The organism is Enterobacter cloacae complex sp. P42RS (assembly GCF_014930595.1).
Lineage (GTDB): Bacteria > Pseudomonadota > Gammaproteobacteria > Enterobacterales > Enterobacteriaceae > Enterobacter > Enterobacter bugandensis.
In genome coordinates, this window is sequence record NZ_JADBRK010000017.1 from 43105 (window position 1) to 66634 (window position 23530).

Genomic DNA, 23530 nt, shown 5'->3' on the forward strand with positions numbered 1-23530 from the left:
AGTTAATTGTCGCGCTTATTTTAAGTTATCGGGAAAGTTTTCTGGTAACTCGCTGGCCGCGCAGGCAATCACGCTTTCGTTGTTCGCACCGCAGTCGCGTACAAAGGTGATGGTGGCAAATTCGTCAATCACTTCTGTTGGATATGCCGGCCCCGCATCGCGATAGCTGTTCATCAGCGGAATATGGTCGTTCTGGAAGCAGACGGTTTTTTCCGGGTTGTTCATGACCCAACGCGGGAAGAAGATGGTGCCGTGGAACAGTTTGTCGCCCAGGTTCACAATCAGGCTAACGTCCGTACCGGTTGGCTCGGTCCAGGAGATTTTATAGATGCTCTCCCCTACCCGCACGATGTAAGCCTGCTGATCTTTAACCCAACGGTTCGCCACCAGACCGCTGTGAATACGGTAGTCGAGAGTAGTCTCGTTTTTGACGTAAATTTCGTAATTCCAGCCGTTGTCATAGGTATAAACCAGATGTTTGCCAACGAAGCCGCTTAAGTCGTGTTTATCGAATGTGTTCATAAGATGTCTCCTTCGTTTTGATGAGACGATCTTAAGCCTTCAAAAAATGAATGAATAACGCTATGTTTTAATCAAATTCATTCAAATTTTAGATAAATTATGCACAAGACGACGCTGGAACAGTGGGCTTTACTGGAAAAAGTGGTGGACGCGGGCAGCTTTGCCAAAGCTGCGGAAGAAACCCACCGCAGTCAGTCCTCGGTGAGCTATAACCTGTCGCTGCTGCAGGAGCGGCTGGGCGTGGCGCTGCTGGCGCCGGAGGGGCGCAGGGCGGTGTTGACCCCGGCCGGTGAACTGCTTCTCGGCCAGGTGAAACCGCTGCTGAAAGCGTTTTCGTATGTCGAGACGCGCGCGGCGACCCTTCGTAACGGGATGCGCACGCGGCTGGACCTGGTGGTGGACTCGATTTTCCCACGCCGCCGCCTGTTCGCCATTCTGCGTCAGTTCCAGCAGCAGTATCCGCAAACTCAGGTCCGCCTCACGGAGGTGCTGGAAAATACCCGCGCCGATGCCATGAACAACGAGGCCGATGTGATGGTTTTAACCCGCCGCCAGGACATTACCGGGCTCGGCGAATGGCTGATGAATATTGACTTTGTCGCCGTGGCGCATCATCAGCATCCCCTCTTTAGCCTCGACGCGCCGCTGAATGATGAGATGCTGCGCCCGTGGCCGCTAATCCAGATTGCGGACAGCCAGAACGCCGCGCGGGCTGCCGGCGAGTCGTGGACGTTCTCGACCATCGACGCTGCCATAGAGGCGGTCGTCTCGCAGGTCGGCTACGGCTGGCTGCCAGAGGAACGCATTCAGCCCCAGCTGGAGCAAGGCGTACTGAAACTCCTCCCGCTGAGCCACGGCGTTCGTCGGGCCACACCGCTGCATCTGATCGTGAAGCGCACCCTCGCCCCGCTGGATGAGCAGGTTGAAACCCTGCTGCGCCTTTTTAGCCAGGAGCCGTCATCATCACCTGCTACGCTTTAAGGTCCGAACGTTAAAACGATAAGGAGCTGATGATGAAAATCGACTTTGCGGGGAAAGTGGCCCTGGTCACCGCCTCAACCGGCGGGATCGGGTTTGCCATTGCCAGAGGCCTGGCAGAAAGCGGCGCGGAAGTGATCGTTAATGGCCGCAGCACCGACTCGGTGAACAAAGGTATTCAGCAGCTGCAGCAGGTTGTGCCTGGCGTGCAGGTGCGTGCAGCCATTGCCGATCTCAGCACCGCGGAAGGGGTTGAATCGCTGCTGAAGGTTGCGAGCGACGTCGATATTCTGGTGAACAACGCCGGGATTTACGGCCCGCAGGATTTCTATGGCACCGACGATGAAACCTGGGAGCGCTACTGGCAGACCAACGTGATGTCCGGCGTGCGCCTCTCCCGCGCCCTGCTGCCGGGCATGGTGAAAAAAGGCTGGGGCCGCGTGGTATTTATCTCCTCCGAGTCAGCCTGCAATATCCCGGCAGACATGATCCACTACGGGGTGACCAAAACGGCACAGCTTTCGCTGGCGCGCGGGCTGGCGAAGTTCGTGGCGGGAAGCGGCGTGACGGTGAACAGCGTGCTGCCGGGCCCGACGATGTCGGACGGTTTCGCTGAAATGATGAAAGATGAGATCGAGAAAACCGGTAAATCGCTGGAGCAGCTGGCGAAAGAATTTGTCATGACCAACCGCCCCAGCTCGGTTATCCAGCGCGCCGCCACCGTTGAAGAGGTGGCTAATATGGTGATTTATGTCTGTTCGCCGCAGGCCTCCGCCACCTCAGGCGCGGCATTGCGCGTCGATGGTGGCGTGGTGGATGACATTATTTAATGTCGTCAGGCGGCGCTGCCGGCGATACGACGGGCGGTAATGTAACGATCCTGCCAGTAGTCATCAGTCAGGGTTGAGACCGTTACGCCCTGGCTGCTGGAGGCATGAATAAACTGGCTGTTACCGATATACACGCCAACGTGTCTGCGGTTCGGTCCCGTCTGGAAGAAGACCAAATCTCCCGCCTTCAGACGGTATTGCGCTACCTGTACACCGCGATGGATCTGCTCACTCGTCGTGCGCGGCAGATAAAGATGCGCCGCATCGCTGAACAGATGCTGCATAAGCGCGGAGCAATCCACTCCGCGGTGCGTGGTGCCGCCCCACTGATAGTGAGTCCCTTTCCATTTCTGGTATTGATCCAGTATCCGGGAGCGGAGTGGGCCTGTCTCCTGGTGAAGCAGGGCCGACTTCACCGGCGATTCCGCAAATGTGCTATCGGCGGAGATCATCGATGCGGGCAACTGAAAACTCAGTGCGGAAAACGAAGCAAAACTTAACGTGAGGATTGAAATAAGCGATCTGAATGTCATATCTAAACAGGAGCTAAGAGTGAATTTTTCCTTACCTGTGGAGGCCAACGTTCCCCCGAAATATCTTTCGATGTGGCGATAATATAGACCGCTCACTTTTTCACCAATCATTATTGAGGCCAAAATTGGACTCACTTTCAGATCGCAAGATCGAGAAAAAAAAGGGTGGTGATGTAAGGACTGTTCAGATAAAGCAGGTAAACTGATCGACAGAATGTGTAATTCAGCTAAGACGTATTTATGACCAATATGATTGCCGACGAGACGGTGGCGAAATCCAGCGTGCTCTCTGTCTTTGACTTTGACGGGACGCTCACGCACCACGACAGCTTTATCCCTTTCCTGCGTTTTGCCTTTGGGAAACGCTACTTTGCGGGTCGTCTGGTGCGCATGGCGCTGCCCACGCTCCACTGCGTGCGCCGCAAGCTGACGCGTGATGAGCTGAAGGAAGTGCTGATTAAAACGTTCCTGACAGGCGTGGACGAACACTGGCTACGCCAGCAGGCGGAAGCCTTCTGCGAAAAATACTGGAACAAGCTGATGCGCCCCGAAGGGGTTCTGGCGGTGGCGGCTGAGGTGAATTCCGGCGCGGAAGTGACTATCTGCTCTGCGTCGCCGGCGCTGGTGCTCCAGCCGTGGGCGGACAGGCTCGGCATTAAGCTGATTGGCACGCGGCTGGAAGTGAAGGACGGCAAGCTGACGGGACGCATTACGGGCAATAACTGCCGCTGCGCCCAGAAAGTGGCGAGGCTGGAGAAGGTGTATGGCGATCTGAACGACTATCATCTGCGAGCCTGGGGCGACACCCGCGGCGACCACGAACTGCTGGCCGCCGCGCAGGATCCTCACTGGCGGCACTTCCATCACCCACGCAAGCGCCGGAATTCACCGATTAAGGGTTAGGTGCGGTCTGTTGCCCTCACCCCAGCCCTCTCCCACAGGGAGAGGGAGAAAAGCGGTGCATCAGGCCTCACGTTTCCCCGGGAACATCACGCTCGCAATAATCCCCAGCGCCAGCACACCTAACACCACAAACAGGCTGGCCGTCGCGCCAATGCTGTAACCGTGGTGCCAGAAGTGATCGGTCGCATTCAGACCCAGCTTGAACGCCACGAAGAACAGCAGCAGCACCACCGCTTTCTCCAGGTGCACCAGATACTGCTTGAGCGCTTCCAGCACAAAGTAGAGGGTACGCAGGCCGAGAATGGCGAACATCATGGCGCTGTAGATAATCAGCGGCTCGCGGCTTACCGCAATAATCGCCGGTACGGAGTCAAACGCGAACATCACGTCAGAGAGTTCTACCACCGCCACGCAGAGCAGCAGCGGCGTTGCATAGCGCTTCGCCTTCTTCACGCGGCCAACCGTTACGTCCTGGTTTTCCGGCTTTTCAAGCTCCGCATCCACCTCTTTCTGCGTCAGGATAAACGCGTGGCTGCTGATTTTGGGCCAGACGGGATAGAAGCGTTTCACCAGGCGATAGGCAAGGTGACCCGAGTAATCTTCCACTTCGTCACTCTCTTCATTGCGCTTGAGCATCATCACCGCCGTCCAGCCGACGACCAGCGCAAAAATAACCTCCACGTACGGCCCCAGGCTCAGCAGGCTGGTGCCGATCGCCACGAAAATACCGCGGAAGACAATCGCCCCAAGCACGCCCCAGTAGAGCACACGGTGACGGTACTTATCCGGCACGCCGAACCAGGCAAAGATCGCCATCATCACGAACAGGTTATCGATGGAGAGCACCTCTTCCAGCGCGTAACCGGTGAGGAACAGGCTCGCCATCTCGGCGCCGTGGTGGATGTACAGAAAACCGGCGAAGGCCATCGCCATCGAGAACCAGAAAACGGACCACATGGCCGCACTTTTCAGCGAAACAGGTTTATCGTGACGGTGCATGAAGAGGTCGATAAACATCGCCCCAACGGCCATCACCACAAAGACAACAACGGTTTCAGTCGGGAAACCGAGATGAGCAGAAGCCATGAATCTATCCTTAACCTTCATCTGCGCGCTGGCAGAGGCAACGTTTGCAACAAAAAAAGAAAACGCCCGTATCACCGGGCAAGAGAATAATAATAACACTTCTTGACGCCAGCCCGGCAATGTAAATGTGATGTTAAAAGCGCCAGGATTCCCCTTACATCTTCCGGGAAGGCAACGTGTTCTTCCGGAGATTATTCTTTCATTATTATGAAAGTTTTATTATCTGAGCTGAACCTGACATACGGCAAGTAGTAAATAAGCCGTAAAATTCTCACACTGAATTGCTGATAAAACCCTGATAAAAACAACATAACTCATTGATTTTAAAACAACCAAAGACAAATCATGATGTTCTCACTTTATTTTTTTTAAACGCTTGTTAACCTGACCCAGAAAAATATTCAGACTTCTTGTGATGGAAGTTTTTCACATGGACTGGTAAGCGATGATGAATATTCACCTTAATGTTTCACATTAGCGGAATATCCACATCCCGTGACCACAACAACGCTTTCGAGTGATTAACCCGAAATAATACTGTTCTACCTTTTACACACTGAGGAATATTTTAAAAAATGAATAAATCCGTTATTACCATGGGATTTTTATTGGCTGCAATTGCCAGTCCTTCCAGCCATGCAGCGCCAGGTAAAGGCGCAGGGACCATTGAATTCACGGGTATGATTACCGCGAGCACCTGTGATGTCGATATTAACGGTCAGGGGGGGAACCCAACGATCGATATGGGTACCATCTCGTCTTCAGCATTTAAAGAAAAAGGTGACGTTGCGGGTATTCACCGTATCCAGATAGAACTGTCTAACTGCGATACCGCCGTCCTTAAATCAGCTGGAGCACGATTTGGCGGTGCCTATGATGCTAATGATAATAATCTGCTCGCGCTTAAAACCAGTGGCGACGCTGCAACGGGTTTGGGTATTGAATTCCTGAATGAAGATGGAACATCGTTAAAACTGGGCGACAACCCGAATAAATTTGTTCCTATTACCGGTGATGGCACCACGGGGGCAGCCACCCTGCTGTATTCAGCCCGTTATAAAGCATCCCTGGATGCTGTGACCGCCGGTAAGGCAGATGCGGTTGCGGATTACACCATTATCTATAAATAAATCATTCAACTCAGTTCCGGGCAATGAATAACAGCCCGGAACGCAAGGACGTTTTATGTTAAGGAAACGCTATCTGACGCTGCTGGCTCTGCTCTTTGGCTCTTGTATGTCACACGCCAGTGTGACCTTATCCAATACGCGAGTGGTATATCATGCGGACAAGAAAGAGAGCAATATTACAGTCAGAAATAATACTGCCAGCCCGTTCCTGGTACAGAGCTGGGTACAGGGCAAAGATTCACAGGGCACCAAAGCCCCGTTTATTGTGACGCCACCGCTTTTTCGCATGGATGCAGGTAAGTCCAACGCGCTACGTATTATCTATAACGGCGCGCCTTTACCGCAGGATCGCGAGTCGCTTTTCTGGATCAACGTAAAATCGATCCCCTCCTCTTCCAGAGAGGATATTAATAAACTGCAGATAGCGGTAAATACCCGGATCAAGTTATTTTATCGTCCGTCAAATTTAATGGATGAACCCACGGATATTAGTAAGAATGTGCAATGGTCTGTTAAAAATAACGAACTCATTGTACGCAACAACTCGTCTTATTACATTTCCTTCGCGGAGGTGAAGATCAATAACAAAGCATGGTCAGAGATTGACATGCTCGCGCCTAAAAGCAGCACAACATTCACGCTCAGGAACACGCTTTTGAAAAACAATGCCACCGTGCAATGGAAATATATCAATGATTATGGCGGCAACAGCCAGTTAATCACACAAAAAATAGAATAACGATTTTAAAACAATAACCTCACAGGGGTATTTTTTCATGACTATATTTTGGGGCATTCGTCCAGCGCTTTGCTTTGCCTGGATATTACCCAGCGCATTATACGCCAGTGATTACTTCGACCCGGCCTTTCTGGAAACGGGTGGCGCGCCGCGTACCGCCGTCGATCTTTCTCTCTTTGAGAACAAAGAGAGCCAGACACCCGGCGTTTATCGTGTTGACCTGTTTCTTAACAATAAAATGTTCGACACGCGCGATATCACGTTTCGACTCGAAGAGAACGCGCAGCATAAAAATATCCTCGCACCGTGCCTCAGCGAGGAGACGCTCCAGTCGTTTGGTGTTAAAACGGCGGCATTCCCGTTGCTCCGGGACGATACTCAGGGCTGCGCGAATCTGTCGGCGATCCCTCTCGCAAGCAGCGAATTTGACTTCAGCGAGCAGGCGTTAAGGCTCAGCATTCCCCAGGCGGCCCTGAATAGCCATGCTCACGGCTACATCGATCCTGCACGTCGGGAACAGGGTATTCCGGGCCTGATGCTCAGCTACAACTACAGCGGCGCCACGTGGACCTCGCACAACGGGACGGGAACCGATAGCCAGTACCTCAGCCTGCGTCCGGGACTGAACGTTGGACCCTGGCGTTTACGCAATTTCTCGACCTGGAGTAACAGCCAGGGACAAGCTGGGCGCTGGGAATCGGTTTATACCTATCTGCAGCGTGATATCAGCGCCCTGAATAGCCAGCTGATTGTTGGGGATAACAGTTCTACCGCAGAAGTCTTTGATAGCACCCCGTTTCGCGGCGTTCAGCTTTACTCGGATGAACAGATGCTTCCGGGCAGCCTGCGAGGCTATGCGCCGGTGATCCGCGGTATTGCTCGTACTAATGCCCAGATCACTATTTTTCAGAACGGCTACAGCATTTATCAAAGCTATGTCCCGCCCGGTGAATTTGTCATCAACGATCTTTACCTCGGCAGCAGCGGCGAGCTGAAAGTTGTGGTGAAAGAGGCGGATGGCAGCGAACAAGTCTCTTTAGTGCCTTACGCGTCGTTAGCGGTTATGCAGCGGGAAGGGCAATACAAATATGAAGTCATTAGCGGCAGCTATCGTTCCAGCAGCAGCGATGCTGAGAATGCCCTGTTTTCACAAGGGAGCCTGATTTACGGTCTGCCGTGGGAAACCTCGATATACGGAGGCATGCAGGCTGCCAGTCAATATCAGTCCCTGCTTTTTGGCATGGGTAAAAACATGGGCGATTTTGGCGCACTGTCATTTGATATTACCCAGGCCTGGGCCACCACTAAACAGGCAGAGAAAAACCGGGGACAGTCGCTACGCCTGCGCTATAACAAAAATTTGCTGTCTACCGGCACTAACGTTGCGATTGCGGGCTATCGCTACTCGACGTCCGATTTCTACACGCTCGGTGAAACCCTGAGCAGCTATCACTCGCAACCCTCGCGCCTGGATCGACGCCGTAGCCGTACAGAACTGACGCTAAACCAAAACCTGGGAGAAAACCTCGGCTATCTCTCCGCCATGCTGGTCAGCGAGGACTACCACACGAGCCAAAAACGCACGACCTCCGCCACGCTGGGCTATGGCAACAGCTGGAACGGGATCAGCTATAGCCTGAATTACAACCACTATCTGAACGTGACAAAAGAGGATAACCAGCGTCTCTATAACCAGGACAATCTGTTCAGCCTGAGCGTGAGCGTCCCTCTGGACAAATGGCTCCGCTCCACACGTGCCGGTTACACCTTCTCTGCGGCGGAAAAACGCTCGCCAGGCCACAGTGTTTCCCTGAGCGGCAGCGCCCTTGAGGACAATAACCTGAACTGGAGCGTACAGCAGAATATCAACCCAGGGAGCCAGGCAAACAGCAGCGATGCCTCGCTTAGCTATAACGGACGCTATGCGCAGGTTGGCGCCGGGTATGGCTATAGTCGGGACGCGCAGCGGCTGAATTACAGCCTGCGCGGGGGCGTGCTGGTTCATCCTCATGGCGTCACGCTGGCGCAGTCGCTGGGTGAAACGGTCGCTCTGGTTGAAGCGCCGGGTGCCGCAGGTGTCAGCGTCCGTAACCACACTGGCGTGCGCACCGACCCCTGGGGCTATGCGGTGGTGCCTTACCTGACACCTTATCAGGAGAGCAATATCCAGCTGCGTCCCGATACATTACCTGACGATGTCGAGCTGGAAAGTAACAGCCATAAAGTCGTTCCCACCCGGGGGGCTATCGTTCGGGCACGTTTCACCACGGCGGTGGGTAAACGCTTGATGATGACGCTGAAAGATGCGCAGGGCAAACCCGTTCCGTTCGGTGCCATTGTTTCTCAGAATACCACCACAAGCATTGTGGGTGATGAAGGCAGCGTATTCCTCACCGGGATGGCAGAAAAAGGGACGTTAGACGTGAGCTGGGGTAAGAAACCCGATCAGCGTTGCCAGGTTCACTATCAGCTTTCTGGCCAGGAACCCACGATTAGCGGAATTGTGCAGTTAACGCAGACCTGCAAATCATCCGTTAATAAATAAAGGAATTAAAAATGAAAAAATTAACGTTACTCGCATGCCTGGCAGCAGGGGGATTGATGGGCGCGCCAGCTTATGCTGATGTTGTAGGAAGCTGCTGGCCGACATCAACCGTATCTGGCCAGGCGCACAAGTTTGATATTATCGAAAACCTTACTGCTGACGACGTACCCGGCACAACCCAATCCACGTGGAATAATAAAGGTAATTTTAATGGTATCTGCCTCTGTCAGGACTCCAGCGTGCCAGAAAGTATCTTATTTCGATTTACCAGTGCGAAACTGGGTACAGGAGGCGGCAAACGTAACGCAGACTTTATCTATTATCCTCTGGATGCGGAAAAAGGTATTAATATCGGTATAAATGTCGTTCTTGGTGGCGAGGATGAATTGCGGTATATCCCGGTTGATTTGAGTAATACCGCCGGTGTTGATAATGGACGTCCTGCGACAAATAACTGTGATGATAAAAACGACCATACTCTGTTCGCAACCGGCTCCAGCGGGACTGTCTCTCTGGAATTAACTAAACCGCTTCCTTCAGGCCGCATTGATATTCCTATGCAGGAATTAGTGACCATTTTTGCTAAAAAACAGACGGGGAGTTATGACACCTCCAGACCTTTTGTCACACTTAATTTCCAACTGTCAATTGATATTCCACCACAATGCATGATTAATGACGGGCAAACCATCAAAGTTCCGTTTGGCAGTATTACCGCGAATGAATTTAAGCCCGAGGCCACCAGTAAGCAAAAAAACGTGGATATTCGTGTGACTTGCAAAAACCCTGAAGATGAAAGCAAGGTGAGTATTAAGTTCCGCGCGTCCGATTTTAATGGCTCTGGTTTTATCAAGACCCATAATGATGAAGGTGAGCGCAATGATTTAGGGATAAAACTTGAACACAACGGGAATAAAATTGATGGCAGCAGTTCGGCCGTACCAACGCAGGAGGGGAATGTCACTATTATAGCAACACCTGTCCAACAAGGAGAAAAGTCTCCACAACCGGGAAAATTTGAAGCCACATCCACGCTGGATTTCGAGTTTAAATAAAGAAAAAACTTAATACAGCGTAGAAACCTCTTATTTCCCGGCAACACATAGCGCTATACAAATGAGTTGCCGGGTATGAAAAATGGATTTGTATAAGGATATATACTATGAAACTCAAAACGAAAACGCGTGTAGCGCTTTGCGTTGCAGCTTTATCAGGTACTGGCATCACGGCATCACAGGTTATCGCCAGCGATATCGAGCCTTATTCTGTCCCTGTATCTATTAAGGGTGAAAAACAAAAAGACTATTTCGGTATGACGATGACCACGATCGGTAAGTTTTCCGATAAGGACAATGGTTCGCATATCGCGGGTGAAGATATTGTCATTACGGCTCCCTGGGGGGATGGCGCAAAAGGGATCGCGTACGTCATTTTCGGGACTTCCGGTGGGAAACCCATGCAGCAAGTCAATAACGTAGGTGAATTCGATCCGCAAAACGCGCTTAAAATTATCCACAGCAATAAAGCGAATAAGCCTGGCTCAGTGACGACAAAATGGATGGGCGTCGCGGTACGTAAAATAGGTGATATTAACGGCGATGGATATGATGATTTAGTCATCGCCTCCCACTGGCATGATCAGGTCTATATTATCTGGGGCGGACCGCATCACCGTACCGGCGCGCGTCTTTCTAATCAGATTGACCTCAATGATATCGACAACGGCGACGCTCGCCTGGGTATTCGCATCCGTACGGTGAATTCTTCAGGCAATGCGAATACCGGCGGCTGGTTTGGCGCCGCGGTAGGCCCAATTAAATATAAAAATTCTGCCGTGGCTAACAAGATGGTCGATCTTGCTATCGGCGATATCGAAGGCACGGGCGGACGCGGCGGCGCCGTCATTATCTACGGCGCTCAGAAGCCAGGCGATCAGTGGCAGAACATTGATATTAAGCGCAACAACCTGGGCGACTGGGAGATCCCTGCCGCGACCGGTGCCTATATTCGTCCGCAGATGACCGCCACCAACGGTCCGGATAAACCCCTTAACTACAACCTTGGGCAGCAGATCAGCGATGTCGGGGATATTAACGGCGACGGCTTCAGTGATTACCTGATCGTCGACCCGGAATCGGTCAATGAAGGCCGTAAATCAGAGAACAGCGGCACTGATGGACGCGGCACGGCCTATCTCGTCTACGGCAGCAGCTTCAACCAGGGGAATCTCGACATCGCCTCGCTAAACTCGACGCAGGCAACCCGCATTCACGGTATGGGGGCGGCTTTCCTGGGTGGTCAGTCCGGCGGAGGTGAAGGAAGTAACGATCATAGCGCGTATACGCAGGATAAGCCCAATAACGGCACCATTACGCCATTAGGTAATTTCCTGAATGCTCACGCTAACGCTTTTGCGATTAGCGCCCCTGCCGACATGGGTATTGATAAAAAACGTTCCGGGCTGGTCTGGATTATTAAAGGTAAGGCCGACGGCAGTAAGCTGCCATCGTCTCTGTTCCTCGATGCGGCGCACACCCGGCTGAACTACAACAAAACATTTAGCGTACACGATGGCTATGCTATTTACGCCGACAGGCCTGGCAGCAAGCTGGCAGGGTTCGGGAACAGCATTCTCGGTAATGTGGACTTGAACGGCGACGGTAAAAAAGACCTGGTGATCGGCGATCCGAATGCGGTGAACGGCAGCGGCACGCAGGTGGGCGCCGTGTACGTCATCAACGGCGGTAAAAGCCTGGATGACTACGCTGACGATGAAGAAGGCATGATCAATATTAATACGCTGGTGAGAGAAGGCGTTGCGAAAGTCTACTGGGGTAAAAATCAGTATGAAAAATTCGGCGCGTCCATTGCGGCCGGGAGCTTCAATGGCTTCACTCAGGACAGTCTCGCCATTGGTTCTTACCGTGATAACACCTGGACGGGTAAGGTCACCTTCCGCATTGCGGATTACGCTATACCGGATTAATGCTTACATCATCTGAATGGGCAACACCGCCGGGGAGGAGACTCCCCGGCAATTTATTACGCACCTTGCAGCGCCTGCGCGCACGCCCAGGCGCTCGACCACGCCCACTGGAAATTGTACCCGCCGAGCCAGCCGGTTACGTCCATTACTTCGCCAATAAAGTAGAGCCCCGGCACGTTGCGCGCTTCCATCGTGCGTGAAGAAAGCTCATTCGTATCAACGCCGCCCAGCGTCACTTCCGCCGTGCGATACCCCTCGGTGCCGTTTGGCTGAACGCGCCAGTTCGTTAGCGTATCCACCAACGTCTCCTGCTCGCGGCTGTTAAGCTGCTTGAGCGACACATCCGGGATTTGCCCCAGCCCCTGCAAACACTCCACCAGACGCTTCGGCAGCTGCATCGCCAGGGTATTTTTCAGGCTCTGATTCGGGTGCGCGGTACGCTGTTCGTTGAGGAACGCGTTCAGATCGCTGTCCGGCAGCAGATTCACCGAGACAAATTCCCCCGGCTGCCAGTAGCTGGAGATTTGCAGGACCGCCGGGCCGGAGAGACCGCGGTGGGTAAAGAGCAGGTTTTCGCGGAATACCGTCCCGTCTTCGGCAGTAATAACGGAGGGAACAGAGACGCCGGACAGCGTCTGAAGCTGCTCCAGCAGCGGCTTATGCAGCGTGAACGGCACCAGCCCGGCGCGGGTTGGCAGCACCTTCAGGCCAAACTGCTCGGCAATCTTGTAGCCGAACGGTGACGCGCCCAGCCCCGGCATCGAGAGGCCGCCGCTGGCGATCACCAGATTATCGGCGCTGACGGTTTCACCGTTCAGCAGCAGCGTGTAGCCCTGCTCGTCGCGGGCCACCTCCAGCACTTCAGTGCGCAGGCGCATGACCACGCCGCCCTTCTCGCACTCGGCCACCAGCATATCGACAATCTGCTGCGCGGAGTCGTCGCAGAAGAGTTGCCCGAGCGTCTTTTCATGCCACGCGATGCCATGCTTACCCACCAGGTCGATAAAGTCCCACTGGGTGTAACGCGCCAGCGCTGATTTGCAAAAATGGCGGTTCTGGCTCAAATAGGCCGCGGGTTCGACATAAAGATTGGTGAAGTTGCAGCGCCCGCCGCCTGACATCAGGATCTTGCGGCCAGGCTTTTTCCCGTTGTCCAGCAACAGCACGCGACGACCCGCCTGTCCGGCCATCGCCGCACAAAACATACCCGCCGCACCGGCGCCAATAACCACGGCATCAAACCTTTCCACGTCAAAACCCTCTTCGTTAACTGCCGCGGATTGTAAAGTTTCCTCTGTGGTCACACCAGCGTAAAAAGATATTACAAAGCCATTCCATTGAAATTTAACGATTATCCTTTCAGGCACTTTTCCCAAATCAGGTGGTATGTCAAAAAAAGTCTATATTTCACTTTGCCCGTTGCGCATTTGTCCTGGATAATGCGCCGCGTTCATGTCCTCAAAATGGCGTAACGTCCTATGCTACATTTGTTTGCCGGCCTGGATTTACATACCGGGCTTTTACTATTGCTTGCTCTGGTTTTTGTACTGTTTTACGAAGCGATCAACGGCTTCCACGACACTGCAAACGCAGTAGCAACGGTTATCTACACTCGCGCAATGCGATCGCAGCTTGCGGTTGTTATGGCGGCGGTATTTAACTTTTTTGGTGTCCTCCTGGGCGGACTGAGCGTTGCGTATGCGATTGTGCATATGCTGCCAACGGATCTGCTGCTTAACGTGAGTTCCGGTCATGGCCTCGCCATGGTGTTCTCAATGCTGCTTGCTGCCATTATCTGGAACCTCGGTACCTGGTATTTTGGCCTGCCTGCATCCAGCTCTCACACTCTCATCGGTGCGATTATCGGTATCGGGTTAACCAACGCCCTGATGACCGGGACATCGGTTGTTGATGCGCTGAATCTGCCTAAAGTACTGGGCATTTTCGCTTCTCTCATCGTCTCCCCTATCGTGGGTCTGGTGGTTGCGGGTGGATTGATTTTCATCCTGCGTCGCTACTGGAGCAACACGAAGAAACGTGCGCGTATCCACCTGACGCCAGCAGAGCGTGAGAAGAAAGACGGCAAGAAAAAGCCGCCATTCTGGACGCGTATCGCCCTGATCATTTCCGCTATCGGCGTGGCCTTCTCTCATGGCGCGAACGACGGGCAGAAAGGCATTGGTCTGGTGATGCTGGTTCTGATCGGTGTCGCACCGGCGGGCTTCGTGGTGAATATGAACGCCTCGGGTTACGAAATCACCCGTACCCGTGATGCGGTCAACAACGTTGAAACCTATTTCCAGCAGCACCCTGAGCTGTTGAAAAAAGCGACCGGCGTTGACCAGCTGATCCCTTCTCCGGAAGCCGGTGCCACCACCGCGCCTGGCGAATTCCATTGCCATCCGGCTAACGCGATTAACGCGCTGGAACGTGCCAAAGGTATGCTGGGCAACATCGAAAGCTACGATAAACTGGCCGTTGAACAGCGTGGTCAGCTGCGTCGTATCATGCTCTGTATCTCCGACGTGACCGATAAAGTTGCGAAGCTGCCAGAGGTGAATGGTGACGACAAGCGTCTGCTGAAGAAACTGAAAAGCGATATGCTCAATACCATTGAGTACGCGCCAATCTGGATCATCATGGCCGTCGCGCTGGCGCTGGGTATCGGTACGATGATTGGCTGGCGTCGTGTGGCGACCACCATCGGCGAGAAGATCGGTAAGAAAGGCATGACCTATGCGCAGGGTATGTCCGCGCAGATGACGGCGGCAGTGTCTATCGGTCTGGCGAGCTACACCGGTATGCCGGTATCCACCACCCACGTACTCTCCTCGTCCGTGGCAGGTACCATGATTGTTGACGGCGGCGGTCTGCAGCGCAAAACCGTGACCAACATTCTGATGGCCTGGGTGTTTACCCTTCCGGCTTCTATCCTGCTGTCAGGCGGGTTGTACTGGATTTCGCTGAAGCTGATTTGATTGGCTGAAGGCGACAAAAAGCGGGTCAGGAAACTGACCCGCTTTTTTTATGCTCAGTGCCAAATCATCAACGCAATCATACTGACCACGACCAGCCCACACAGGGCGCTGGTCAAAATGAACTGACGACGCAGACGCTCGCAGCGACGGATAAACTCTTCATCGTGATGATCGCGGTAGCGCTGGTAGTAGATATACCCCACCAGACGCATCTGCTTGCTGGGCTGTCCATGCGAGGTGAAGAACCCTCCACCGTCCACATACTGATACAGCAACGGATCGCAACCACGAAGTACCACTAACAGCGCACGTAACGATGAGAAGTAGCGCGCCATATTCACTATGCAAACTACGCATAACGCCCAAAACAATGCGACGGTGCTAATCATACATCCTCCCCGGCGTCCGCCCACGAAGCAAGGCTCCTGAGCTACCGCACCCCAATGCCCTGACAGACAGTTCAGTGAAAGAATGACTAAAAGTCGATCCGGTTCGCGTTTTAATATCCGAACGGCTCATTAAATAGTGTAGGAGATCCGTTAATTTTTTTGCCACAAGGTTAATCGTTATCAACACCAAAGCTTGAAAAATATGTTTAACTGGGCCGTAATGAAAGCATCAGACGACGGCTTTCCCATTTAGTCATCGATAACTTAAGGAAGGAGTAACACTATGGCTTACAAACACATTCTTATCGCGGTAGATCTCTCCCCGGAGAGCAAAGTGCTGGTTGATAAAGCGGTATCTATGGCACGTCCCTACAACGCGAAAGTCTCCCTGATTCACGTTGATGTGAATTACTCCGACCTCTACACCGGTCTGATCGACGTCAATCTGGGCGATATGCAGAAACGCATCTCTGAAGAAACGCATCACGCGCTGAGCGAGCTCTCCACCAACGCGGGCTATCCGATCACCGAAACCCTGAGCGGCAGCGGCGACCTGGGTCAGGTGCTGGTTGATGCGATTAAGAAATACGATATGGATCTGGTGGTATGCGGTCACCATCAGGACTTCTGGAGCAAGCTGATGTCTTCAGCACGCCAGCTGATTAACACCGTTCACGTGGACATGCTGATTGTTCCGCTGCGCGACGAAGAAGACGAGTAAGTGCAAAAAAAGCGGCACTGAATGTAGGCCGGGTAAGGCGAAGCCGCCACCCGGCTTTTTTTATTCTGGCGTACCCGAATAAATATCAAACCGATGCCCTTTCGTGGTCACCGCGTTGGTCGTAGCAACGTCCGCCAGCGGCGGCGCGTAATCCGGACGCTTCACCACCACCCGCTTCGTCGCTAGCTGACGAGCAGGCTGCAGCAGGCCATCTGCGTCTAAATCCGGCCCCACCAGCGACTGAAATACCCGCATCTCTTTCTTCACCAGCGCGCTTTTCTGCTTATGCGGGAACATCGGGTCGAGGTAGACCACCTGCGGACGCGGGGTGATGTCCGTCAGCGCCGTCAGGCTTGACGCGTGGATAAGCTGCAATCGCTCCTGCAGCCACGGGCCGATTTCCGGGTCCGCATAGCCTCGCGTCAGCCCGTCGTCGAGCAGCGCGGCGACAACCGGATTACGCTCCAGCATCCGCACATGACAGCCCACCGACGCCAGCACAAACGCATCGCGTCCCAGCCCCGCCGTGGCGTCCACCACGTCCGGCAGATAGCTCCCCTTAATGCCGACCGCTTTGGCCACCGCTTCGCCGCGACCGCCGCCGAACTTACGCCGGTGCGCCATCGCGCCGCCAACGAAGTCGACAAAAATCCCGCCGAGCTTCGGTTCATCGCGCTTGCGTAATTCGAGATGTGCTGACGTCATTACCAGCGCCATCAGGTTCTCTTCATCGTGCTCCAGCCCCCAGCGGGCCGCCAGAACAGATAAGGCGCCGTCTCCGGCGCCCGTTTCATCCACTAAGCAGATCTTCACGTAACAATCAGCCTTTGATCCCGTAATGCTCAAGCATCGCATCCAGCTGCGGCTCGCGGCCACGGAAGCGTTTGAATAGCACCATTGGCTCTTCAGAACCGCCGCGGGTCAGGATGTTGTCAAGGAACGACTGGCCGGTTTCGCGGTTGAAGATCCCCTCTTCCTCGAAGCGAGAGAAGGCATCCGCCGCCAGCACGTCGGCCCACAGGTAGCTGTAATAGCCCGCCGCGTAGCCGCCCGCGAAAATGTGGCTGAACGCGTGCGGGAAGCGGCCCCAGGTAGGCCCTGGAATAACGGCAACCTGCTTTTTAATCTCGGCCAGCGTTTCGAGGATTTTCGCCCCCTGCTCCGGGCTGAACTCGGCGTGCAGGCGGAAATCGAACAGGCCGAACTCCAGCTGACGCAGGATAAACATCGCCGCCTGGTAGTTTTTCGCCGCCAGCATTTTATCCAGCAGCTCTTTGGGCAGCGGTTCGCCGGTCTCATAGTGGCCGGAGATAAACGCCAGCGCGTCCGGCTCCCAGCACCAGTTTTCCATAAACTGGCTTGGCAGCTCGACCGCATCCCATGGCACCCCGCTGATACCGGCGACGCCGGCGGTTTCGATGCGGGTCAGCATGTGGTGCAGGCCGTGACCGAACTCGTGGAACAGGGTGATCACTTCGTCGTGGGTGAACAGCGCAGGTTTGCCGCTTACCGGACGGTTGAAGTTACAGGTCAGATAGGCGACCGGTTTTTGCAGGGAACCGTCTGCTTTACGCATCTGGCCCACGCAGTCGTCCATCCACGCCCCGCCGCGCTTGTTCTCACGCGCGTAGAGATCGAGGTAGAAGCTGCCGCGCAGCTCGTTTTTCTCGTCATACAGTTCGAAGAAGCGCACGTCCGGATGCCAGACGTCAATATCAGTACGCTCTTTAGCGGTAATGCCGTAAATGCGTTTCACCACTTCAAACAGGCCGTTGACGGCTTTGTTTTCCGGGAAGTACGGGCGCAGCTGCTCGTCGCTGATGCTGTAGAGGTGCTGCTTCTGTTTTTCGCTGTAGTACGCGATATCCCACGGCTGCAGCTCGTCCACGCCAAACTCCGCTTTCGCGAAGGCGCGCAGCTGGGCCAGCTCTTTCTCACCCTGAGGACGAGCGCGTTTGGCCAGATCGGTCAGGAAATCGAGCACCTGCTGCGGGTTCTCGGCCATTTTGGTGGCGAGGGATTTATCCGCGTAGCTGTCGAAGCCCAGCAGCTGAGCCAGCTCGTGACGCAGGGCGAGGATTTCCGCCATCACCGGGCTGTTATCCCATTTGCCCGCGTTCGGCCCCTGATCGGAGGCGCGGGTGCTGTAGGCGCGGTACATCTCTTCACGCAGGGCCTGGTTGTCGCAGTAGGTCATCACCGGCAGATAGCTCGGGATATCCAGCGTTAACAGGAAGCCTTCCTGCTCTTTCGCTTCGGCCTGGGCTTTCGCCGCCGCCAGGGCGCTTTCCGGCATACCCGCCAGCTCCGTTTCGTTGGTAATCAGCTTCGTCCAGCCCATGGTGGCGTCAAGGACGTTGTTGCTGTACTGGTTACCCAGTTCGGACAGGCGCGCAGCGATTTCACCGTAGCGAACCTGCTTCTCTTTTGGCAGACCGATACCGGACAGTTCGAAATCACGCAGGGCGTTATCAACCGATTTTTTCTGCGCCGTGTTCAGTTCGGCATAATGGTCGCCGTCGCGCAGGTCGCGGTAGGCTTTGTACAGCCCTTCGTGCTGACCGACCCAGGTGCTGTACTCAGAGAGCAGCGGCAGGGTTTGTTCGTAGGCTTCACGCAGCTCCGGGCTGTTTTTCACCGAGTTCAGGTGGCTCACCGGGGAGAAGATACGCCCCAGCACGTCGTCCACTTCGGCCAGCGGCTGACACAGATTCTCCCAGGTGTACGGCGCGCCCTGCGCAACCACGCTTTCTACCGCCGCGCGGCAGTTGTCCAGCGACTGGGTAACGGCTGGAACCACATGCTCAGGGAGGATTTTAGAAAACGGTGGCAACGAAAAAGGCGTCAGTAATGGATTGGTCATAAACGCTGTCCTGTTGAAATAGGTGAATGAAGCGCGCATCCGGCGCTGTGCATATTGTTTTCAGTAATGGGGTTAAGTGTAGAGGATTTCAATAGCTGCGCTTACCGGGCCTGCGGGTAATCTGTGCCGTTCTGCTGTAAACTGTGGCAAATCGTCAATTCAGCGGAATACCATTACCCATGCTCAGTTATCGCCACAGCTTCCACGCTGGCAACCATGCCGACGTCCTCAAACACACCGTTCAGAGCCTGATCATTGAATCGCTTAAAGAGAAAGAGAAGCCGTTTCTCTATCTGGACACCCATGCGGGCGCGGGCCGTTATCAGCTGAGCGGCGAGCATGCCGAGCGTACCGGCGAATACCTTGAGGGCATCGCCCGCATCTGGCAGCAGGACGACCTGCCCGCCGAGCTGGAGCCTTACATTGGCGTGGTGAATCACTTCAACCGCAACGGCCAGCTGCGCTACTACCCTGGCTCACCGCTGATTGCCCGCCAGCTGCTGCGCGAGCAGGACAGCCTCCAGCTGACCGAACTGCACCCGAGCGACTTCCCGCTGCTGCGTTCGGAATTTCAGAAAGATAACCGCGCCCGCGTCGACAAAGCCGACGGCTACCAGCAACTGAAAGCCAAGCTGCCGCCGGTTTCCCGTCGCGGCCTGGTGCTGATCGACCCACCGTACGAAATCAAAACCGACTATCAGGCGGTAGTGACCGGCATCAACGAAGGCTACAAACGTTTTGCGACCGGAACCTATGCCCTGTGGTACCCGGTGGTGCTGCGCGCGCAAATCAAGCGCATGATCAAAGACCTTGAGGCGACCGGCATTCGTAAAATCCTGCAGATTGAGCTGGCGGTACGCCCGGACAGCGACCAGCGCGGCATGACCGCTTCCGGCATGATCGTCATTAACCCGCCGTGGAAGCTGGAAGCGCAGATGAACAACGTGCTGCCGTGGCTGCACAAAACGCTGGTGCCAGCCGGAACGGGCCACGCCACCGTCAGCTGGATCGTGCCGGAGTAATTGCAGCCATCGGTGGAAACTATTGATTTCAGGTATACAATCGCGGCAATTCACGATTAAGGACAAAAGCTATGACTAAGCATTATGACTACATCGCCATCGGCGGCGGCAGCGGCGGCATCGCCTCCATCAACCGCGCGGCCATGTACGGCCAGAAATGTGCGCTGATTGAAGCCAAAGCGCTGGGCGGCACCTGCGTGAACGTGGGTTGTGTACCGAAAAAGGTGATGTGGCACGCGGCGCAAATCCGTGAAGCGATCCATATGTACGGTCCGGACTACGGCTTTGACACCACCATCAACAATTTCGACTGGGACAAGCTGATCGCCAGCCGTACCGCCTACATCGACCGCATTCACACCTCGTACGACAACGTGCTGGGCAAAAATAACGTCGACGTGATTCACGGCTTCGCCCGCTTTGTGGACGCGAAAACGATCGAAGTGAACGGCGAGACGATCACCGCCGATCATATCCTGATCGCCACCGGCGGCCGCCCGAGCCACCCGAATATTCCGGGCGCGGAATACGGCATCGACTCTGACGGCTTCTTCGAGCTGCCTGCCTTGCCTGAGCGCGTTGCCGTGGTGGGCGCGGGCTACATCGCGGTTGAGCTGGCTGGCGTGATTAACGGCCTGGGTGCAGAAGCGCACCTGTTCGTGCGTAAACACGCACCGCTGCGCAGCTTTGACCCGCTGATCGTCGATACGCTGGTTGAAGTGATGAACACCGAAGGCCCAACCCTGCACACCAACGCCGTGCCTAAAGCGGTCGTTAAAAACGCGGACGGCAGCCTGACCCTTGAGCTGGAAGATGGCCGCAGCCAGACCGTTGATTGCCTGATCTGGGCGATTGGCCGTGAACCGGCGAACGACAGCTTTAACCTGGCGGTGACCGGCGTGAAAACCGACGAAAAAGGCTACATCGTCGTCGATAAGTTCCAGAACACCAGCGTACCGGGCATTTACGCCGTCGGTGATAACACTGGTGCGGTTGAACTGACGCCGGTGGCCGTTGCGGCGGGCCGTCGTCTCTCCGAGCGCCTGTTCAACAACAAGCCGGACGAGCATCTGGACTACAGCAATATCCCGACCGTGGTCTTTAGCCACCCGCCAATCGGCACCGTCGGCTTAACCGAGCCGCAGGCGCGCGAGCAGTACGGCGACGACCAGGTGAAAGTGTATAAATCCGCGTTCACCGCGATGTATACCGCCGTCACCTCTCACCGTCAGCCGTGCCGCATGAAGCTGGTCTGCGTGGGTCCGGAAGAGAAGATTGTCGGTATCCACGGCATCGGCTTCGGCATGGATGAGATCCTGCAGGGCTTTGCGGTGGCGCTGAAGATGGGTGCGACCAAGAAAGACTTCGACAACACCGTGGCGATCCACCCTACGGCGGCGGAAGAGTTTGTCACCATGCGATAATGCAGAAGCCCCTCTCCGGAGGGGCTTTTTTTATTCACATACATAAATCGTTGCAAAACGAATGCTCCGAAAAGAGTGATCTACCGCACATATCCCTCCACATCTACCGAAGCGAATGTCTACGCTTATAGGACGCCCGGAGAAACCTGTCTTCAGAACACACAACCGGAGGTCCCTATCACCATGTTCAACCAGAAACTACAGGCTACCGAGAACATCGAATTCGAGATTGCAGAAGAGCTGCGCTACGAGACCGATCCCTGCGAGTTAAAACTGGATGAGATGATTGAGGCGGAGCCGGAACCCGAAATGATCGAGGGGCTACCCGCCTCCGATGCCCTGACGCCCGCCGATCGCTACCTCGAACTGTTCGAGCACGTACAGTCGACGCGGCTGTTTGCGGACAGCAAAACCTTCCCCGACTGCGCGCCGAAGATGGATCCGCTGGATATTCTGATCCGCTACCGTAAGGTCAGACGGCACCGGGATTTCGACCTGCGCCAGTTCGTTGAGAACCACTTCTGGCTGCCTGAAACCTCCAGCACGGAGTATGTCTCCGACCCCGGCCTGTCGCTGAAAGAGCACATTGATAGCCTGTGGCCCGTCCTGACGCGCGAACCGCAGGACCATATTCCCTGGTCGTCCCTGCTGGCGCTGCCGCAGGCCTATATCGTGCCCGGCGGGCGATTCAGCGAGACCTACTACTGGGATTCGTACTTCTCCATGCTGGGGCTGGCGGAGAGTGGCCGTAACGATCTGCTGAAGTGCATGGCGGATAACTTCGCATGGCTGATCGAACGCTACGGCCATATCCCTAACGGCAACCGCACCTATTATCTCAGCCGCTCGCAGCCGCCGGTCTTTGCCCTGATGGTGGAGCTGTTTGAAGAGGACGGCGTGCGCGGCGCGAAGCGTTACCTCGACCATCTCAAAATGGAGCACGCCTTCTGGATGGACGGCGCGGAGTCGCTCCTGCTTAATCAGGCATACCGCAGCGCGGTGCGCATGCCGGACGGTTCATTGCTCAACCGCTACTGGGACGACCGTGACACCCCGCGCGACGAATCGTGGATTGAAGACGTGGAAACCGCCCGCCACTCGGGCCGTCCGCCGAATGAGGTCTATCGCGATCTGCGTGCGGGAGCAGCGTCTGGCTGGGACTACTCCTCCCGCTGGCTGCGCGATCCGGCGCGGCTCGCCAGCATTCGCACGACGCAATTTATCCCCATCGATTTGAACGCCTTCCTGTTTAAGCTGGAGAGCGCGATTGCCAATATCTCGGCGTCGAAAGGGGATAAAGAGACGGCCGAGCTGTTCCGCCAGAAGGCCACCGATCGCCGCGCGGCGGTGAACCGCTATCTGTGGGACGAGGAGAGTGGCTGTTACCGCGATTACGACTGGCGACGCGAGCAGATGGCGCTGTTTTCTGCCGCCAGCATTGTGCCGCTGTATGTTGGAATGGCGACGCACGAGCAGGCAGAACGTTTATCTGACGCGGTAAAAGCGCGTCTGCTGACGCCGGGTGGAATTCTGGCAACCGAGTACGAAACCGGCGAGCAGTGGGATAAACCCAACGGCTGGGCGCCGCTGCAGTGGATGGCGATTCAGGGGTTCAAGCAGTACGGTAACGACTCGCTGGGGGATGAAATCGCCTGGAGCTGGCTGCATACGGTGAACCACTTCTACAAGACGCACCACAAGCTGATTGAGAAGTACCACATCGCCAGCAGTACGCCGCGCGAAGGGGGCGGCGGGGAGTATCCGCTACAGGATGGCTTCGGCTGGACGAACGGCGTGGTGCGACGGTTGATTGGGTTGTATGGGGAGCCTTGAGAGGGAGCGGTCTTTTCCCCCCTCTCCCCTCTGGGAAGAGGGGAAGAT

The 23530-nt window shown here is 55.0% G+C and carries 20 protein-coding genes; 13 read left to right on the plus strand and 7 right to left on the minus strand.

Annotated elements, in window-relative coordinates; all coding sequences use genetic code 11:
* Positions 1–15 precede the first annotated feature (15 nt).
* Complete coding sequence (locus tag IM314_RS17670) at positions 16–522, minus strand: phenolic acid decarboxylase (RefSeq protein ID WP_059357264.1); 507 nt, start codon at positions 520–522, stop codon at positions 16–18.
* A 99-nt stretch (positions 523–621) separates the two neighbouring features.
* Between IM314_RS17670 and IM314_RS17675 the strand changes: the two genes are divergently transcribed.
* Together IM314_RS17675 and IM314_RS17680 are read left to right on the plus strand one after the other, a co-directional pair.
* Positions 622–1503 (plus strand): LysR family transcriptional regulator, encoded by an 882-nt coding sequence (locus IM314_RS17675; protein WP_041911874.1) that lies wholly within the window; start codon positions 622–624, stop codon positions 1501–1503.
* Positions 1504–1535: 32 nt separating this feature from the next.
* The gene (locus IM314_RS17680) at positions 1536–2330 is read left to right on the plus strand and encodes an SDR family NAD(P)-dependent oxidoreductase (protein ID WP_041911873.1); all 795 of its coding nucleotides are present in this window, start codon (positions 1536–1538) and stop codon (positions 2328–2330) included.
* A 5-nt stretch (positions 2331–2335) separates the two neighbouring features.
* On the opposite strand, the gene IM314_RS17685 is transcribed toward IM314_RS17680, so the two are convergent.
* Positions 2336–2863 (minus strand): NlpC/P60 family protein, encoded by a 528-nt coding sequence (locus IM314_RS17685; protein ID WP_041911872.1) that lies wholly within the window; start codon positions 2861–2863, stop codon positions 2336–2338.
* A 240-nt stretch (positions 2864–3103) separates the two neighbouring features.
* Here IM314_RS17685 and IM314_RS17690 point away from each other — a divergent pair, with 240 nt between their 5' ends.
* On the plus strand, positions 3104–3766 hold the full coding sequence (locus IM314_RS17690; protein WP_193359193.1) for an HAD family hydrolase: 663 nt from the start codon (positions 3104–3106) through the stop codon (positions 3764–3766).
* A gap of 60 nt (positions 3767–3826) precedes the next feature.
* Here the strand turns inward: IM314_RS17690 and IM314_RS17695 are convergent, their stop codons facing one another.
* Positions 3827–4852 carry a TerC/Alx family metal homeostasis membrane protein gene (locus IM314_RS17695; protein ID WP_100171191.1) on the minus strand — a complete coding sequence of 342 codons (1026 nt, stop codon included), beginning with the start codon at positions 4850–4852 and terminating at the stop codon, positions 3827–3829.
* 575 nt (positions 4853–5427) lie between these two features.
* On the opposite strand from IM314_RS17695, the gene IM314_RS17700 reads away from it, so the two are divergent.
* The 5 genes from IM314_RS17700 (at position 5428) to IM314_RS17720 (ending at position 12252) form a co-directional block, all read left to right on the plus strand.
* The gene (locus tag IM314_RS17700) at positions 5428–5982 is read left to right on the plus strand and encodes a fimbrial protein (protein ID WP_045631435.1); all 555 of its coding nucleotides are present in this window, start codon (positions 5428–5430) and stop codon (positions 5980–5982) included.
* Between the two features lie 55 nt (positions 5983–6037).
* Complete coding sequence (locus IM314_RS17705; protein WP_041911869.1) at positions 6038–6721, plus strand: molecular chaperone; 684 nt, start codon at positions 6038–6040, stop codon at positions 6719–6721.
* A gap of 37 nt (positions 6722–6758) precedes the next feature.
* Entirely contained in the window at positions 6759–9266 is a 2508-nt protein-coding gene (locus tag IM314_RS17710; RefSeq protein WP_193359192.1) for a fimbria/pilus outer membrane usher protein, read from the plus strand.
* Positions 9267–9277: 11 nt separating this feature from the next.
* Positions 9278–10321 (plus strand): fimbrial protein, encoded by a 1044-nt coding sequence (locus IM314_RS17715; protein ID WP_041911867.1) that lies wholly within the window; start codon positions 9278–9280, stop codon positions 10319–10321.
* A 107-nt stretch (positions 10322–10428) separates the two neighbouring features.
* Positions 10429–12252, plus strand: coding sequence for an integrin alpha (locus IM314_RS17720; protein WP_041911866.1), 1824 nt, complete (start codon positions 10429–10431; stop codon positions 12250–12252).
* Between the two features lie 56 nt (positions 12253–12308).
* Here IM314_RS17720 and IM314_RS17725 read toward each other — a convergent pair whose 3' ends face one another.
* On the minus strand, positions 12309–13502 hold the full coding sequence (locus IM314_RS17725; protein WP_193359191.1) for an NAD(P)/FAD-dependent oxidoreductase: 1194 nt from the start codon (positions 13500–13502) through the stop codon (positions 12309–12311).
* A gap of 228 nt (positions 13503–13730) precedes the next feature.
* Between IM314_RS17725 and pitA the strand changes: the two genes are divergently transcribed.
* Positions 13731–15230, plus strand: a complete 1500-nt coding sequence (pitA, locus tag IM314_RS17730) for an inorganic phosphate transporter PitA (protein ID WP_028014734.1) — start codon at positions 13731–13733, stop codon at positions 15228–15230.
* A 53-nt stretch (positions 15231–15283) separates the two neighbouring features.
* On the opposite strand, the gene uspB is transcribed toward pitA, so the two are convergent.
* Positions 15284–15619 (minus strand): universal stress protein UspB, encoded by a 336-nt coding sequence (uspB, locus tag IM314_RS17735; protein WP_003861224.1) that lies wholly within the window; start codon positions 15617–15619, stop codon positions 15284–15286.
* Positions 15620–15902: 283 nt separating this feature from the next.
* Between uspB and uspA the strand changes: the two genes are divergently transcribed.
* Complete coding sequence (gene uspA, locus IM314_RS17740) at positions 15903–16340, plus strand: universal stress protein UspA (RefSeq protein ID WP_003861223.1); 438 nt, start codon at positions 15903–15905, stop codon at positions 16338–16340.
* Between the two features lie 60 nt (positions 16341–16400).
* Here uspA and rsmJ read toward each other — a convergent pair whose 3' ends face one another.
* Positions 16401–17153 carry a 16S rRNA (guanine(1516)-N(2))-methyltransferase RsmJ gene (gene rsmJ / locus IM314_RS17745; protein ID WP_041911864.1) on the minus strand — a complete coding sequence of 251 codons (753 nt, stop codon included), beginning with the start codon at positions 17151–17153 and terminating at the stop codon, positions 16401–16403.
* Positions 17154–17160: 7 nt separating this feature from the next.
* Positions 17161–19203, minus strand: coding sequence for an oligopeptidase A (gene prlC / locus IM314_RS17750; protein ID WP_060571563.1), 2043 nt, complete (start codon positions 19201–19203; stop codon positions 17161–17163).
* 179 nt (positions 19204–19382) lie between these two features.
* Here prlC and IM314_RS17755 point away from each other — a divergent pair, with 179 nt between their 5' ends.
* From IM314_RS17755 to IM314_RS17765, 3 genes are all read left to right on the plus strand, one after another.
* On the plus strand, positions 19383–20225 hold the full coding sequence (locus IM314_RS17755; RefSeq protein ID WP_041911862.1) for a 23S rRNA (adenine(2030)-N(6))-methyltransferase RlmJ: 843 nt from the start codon (positions 19383–19385) through the stop codon (positions 20223–20225).
* Between the two features lie 71 nt (positions 20226–20296).
* Entirely contained in the window at positions 20297–21649 is a 1353-nt protein-coding gene (gorA, locus tag IM314_RS17760; protein WP_041911861.1) for a glutathione-disulfide reductase, read from the plus strand.
* Positions 21650–21832: 183 nt separating this feature from the next.
* On the plus strand, positions 21833–23482 hold the full coding sequence (locus tag IM314_RS17765; protein WP_193359190.1) for an alpha,alpha-trehalase: 1650 nt from the start codon (positions 21833–21835) through the stop codon (positions 23480–23482).
* The last annotated feature ends 48 nt before the right edge of the window (positions 23483–23530 follow it).

What these genes read in the sequence shown, in the direction of transcription:
- pitA (WP_028014734.1), top strand. Translation starts at nt 13,731, where the DNA reads ATGCTACATTTGTTTGCCGGCCTGGATTTACATACCGGGCTTTTACTA.
- IM314_RS17755 (WP_041911862.1), top strand. Translation starts at nt 19,383, where the DNA reads ATGCTCAGTTATCGCCACAGCTTCCACGCTGGCAACCATGCCGACGTC.
- prlC (WP_060571563.1), bottom strand. Translation starts at nt 19,203, where the DNA reads ATGACCAATCCATTACTGACGCCTTTTTCGTTGCCACCGTTTTCTAAA.
- uspA (WP_003861223.1), top strand. Translation starts at nt 15,903, where the DNA reads ATGGCTTACAAACACATTCTTATCGCGGTAGATCTCTCCCCGGAGAGC.
- IM314_RS17765 (WP_193359190.1), top strand. Translation starts at nt 21,833, where the DNA reads ATGTTCAACCAGAAACTACAGGCTACCGAGAACATCGAATTCGAGATT.
- IM314_RS17705 (WP_041911869.1), top strand. Translation starts at nt 6,038, where the DNA reads ATGTTAAGGAAACGCTATCTGACGCTGCTGGCTCTGCTCTTTGGCTCT.
- gorA (WP_041911861.1), top strand. Translation starts at nt 20,297, where the DNA reads ATGACTAAGCATTATGACTACATCGCCATCGGCGGCGGCAGCGGCGGC.
- IM314_RS17715 (WP_041911867.1), top strand. Translation starts at nt 9,278, where the DNA reads ATGAAAAAATTAACGTTACTCGCATGCCTGGCAGCAGGGGGATTGATG.
- uspB (WP_003861224.1), bottom strand. Translation starts at nt 15,619, where the DNA reads ATGATTAGCACCGTCGCATTGTTTTGGGCGTTATGCGTAGTTTGCATA.
- IM314_RS17675 (WP_041911874.1), top strand. Translation starts at nt 622, where the DNA reads ATGCACAAGACGACGCTGGAACAGTGGGCTTTACTGGAAAAAGTGGTG.
- IM314_RS17685 (WP_041911872.1), bottom strand. Translation starts at nt 2,863, where the DNA reads ATGACATTCAGATCGCTTATTTCAATCCTCACGTTAAGTTTTGCTTCG.
- IM314_RS17710 (WP_193359192.1), top strand. Translation starts at nt 6,759, where the DNA reads ATGACTATATTTTGGGGCATTCGTCCAGCGCTTTGCTTTGCCTGGATA.
- IM314_RS17690 (WP_193359193.1), top strand. Translation starts at nt 3,104, where the DNA reads ATGACCAATATGATTGCCGACGAGACGGTGGCGAAATCCAGCGTGCTC.
- IM314_RS17720 (WP_041911866.1), top strand. Translation starts at nt 10,429, where the DNA reads ATGAAACTCAAAACGAAAACGCGTGTAGCGCTTTGCGTTGCAGCTTTA.
- IM314_RS17695 (WP_100171191.1), bottom strand. Translation starts at nt 4,852, where the DNA reads ATGGCTTCTGCTCATCTCGGTTTCCCGACTGAAACCGTTGTTGTCTTT.
- IM314_RS17700 (WP_045631435.1), top strand. Translation starts at nt 5,428, where the DNA reads ATGAATAAATCCGTTATTACCATGGGATTTTTATTGGCTGCAATTGCC.
- IM314_RS17680 (WP_041911873.1), top strand. Translation starts at nt 1,536, where the DNA reads ATGAAAATCGACTTTGCGGGGAAAGTGGCCCTGGTCACCGCCTCAACC.
- IM314_RS17670 (WP_059357264.1), bottom strand. Translation starts at nt 522, where the DNA reads ATGAACACATTCGATAAACACGACTTAAGCGGCTTCGTTGGCAAACAT.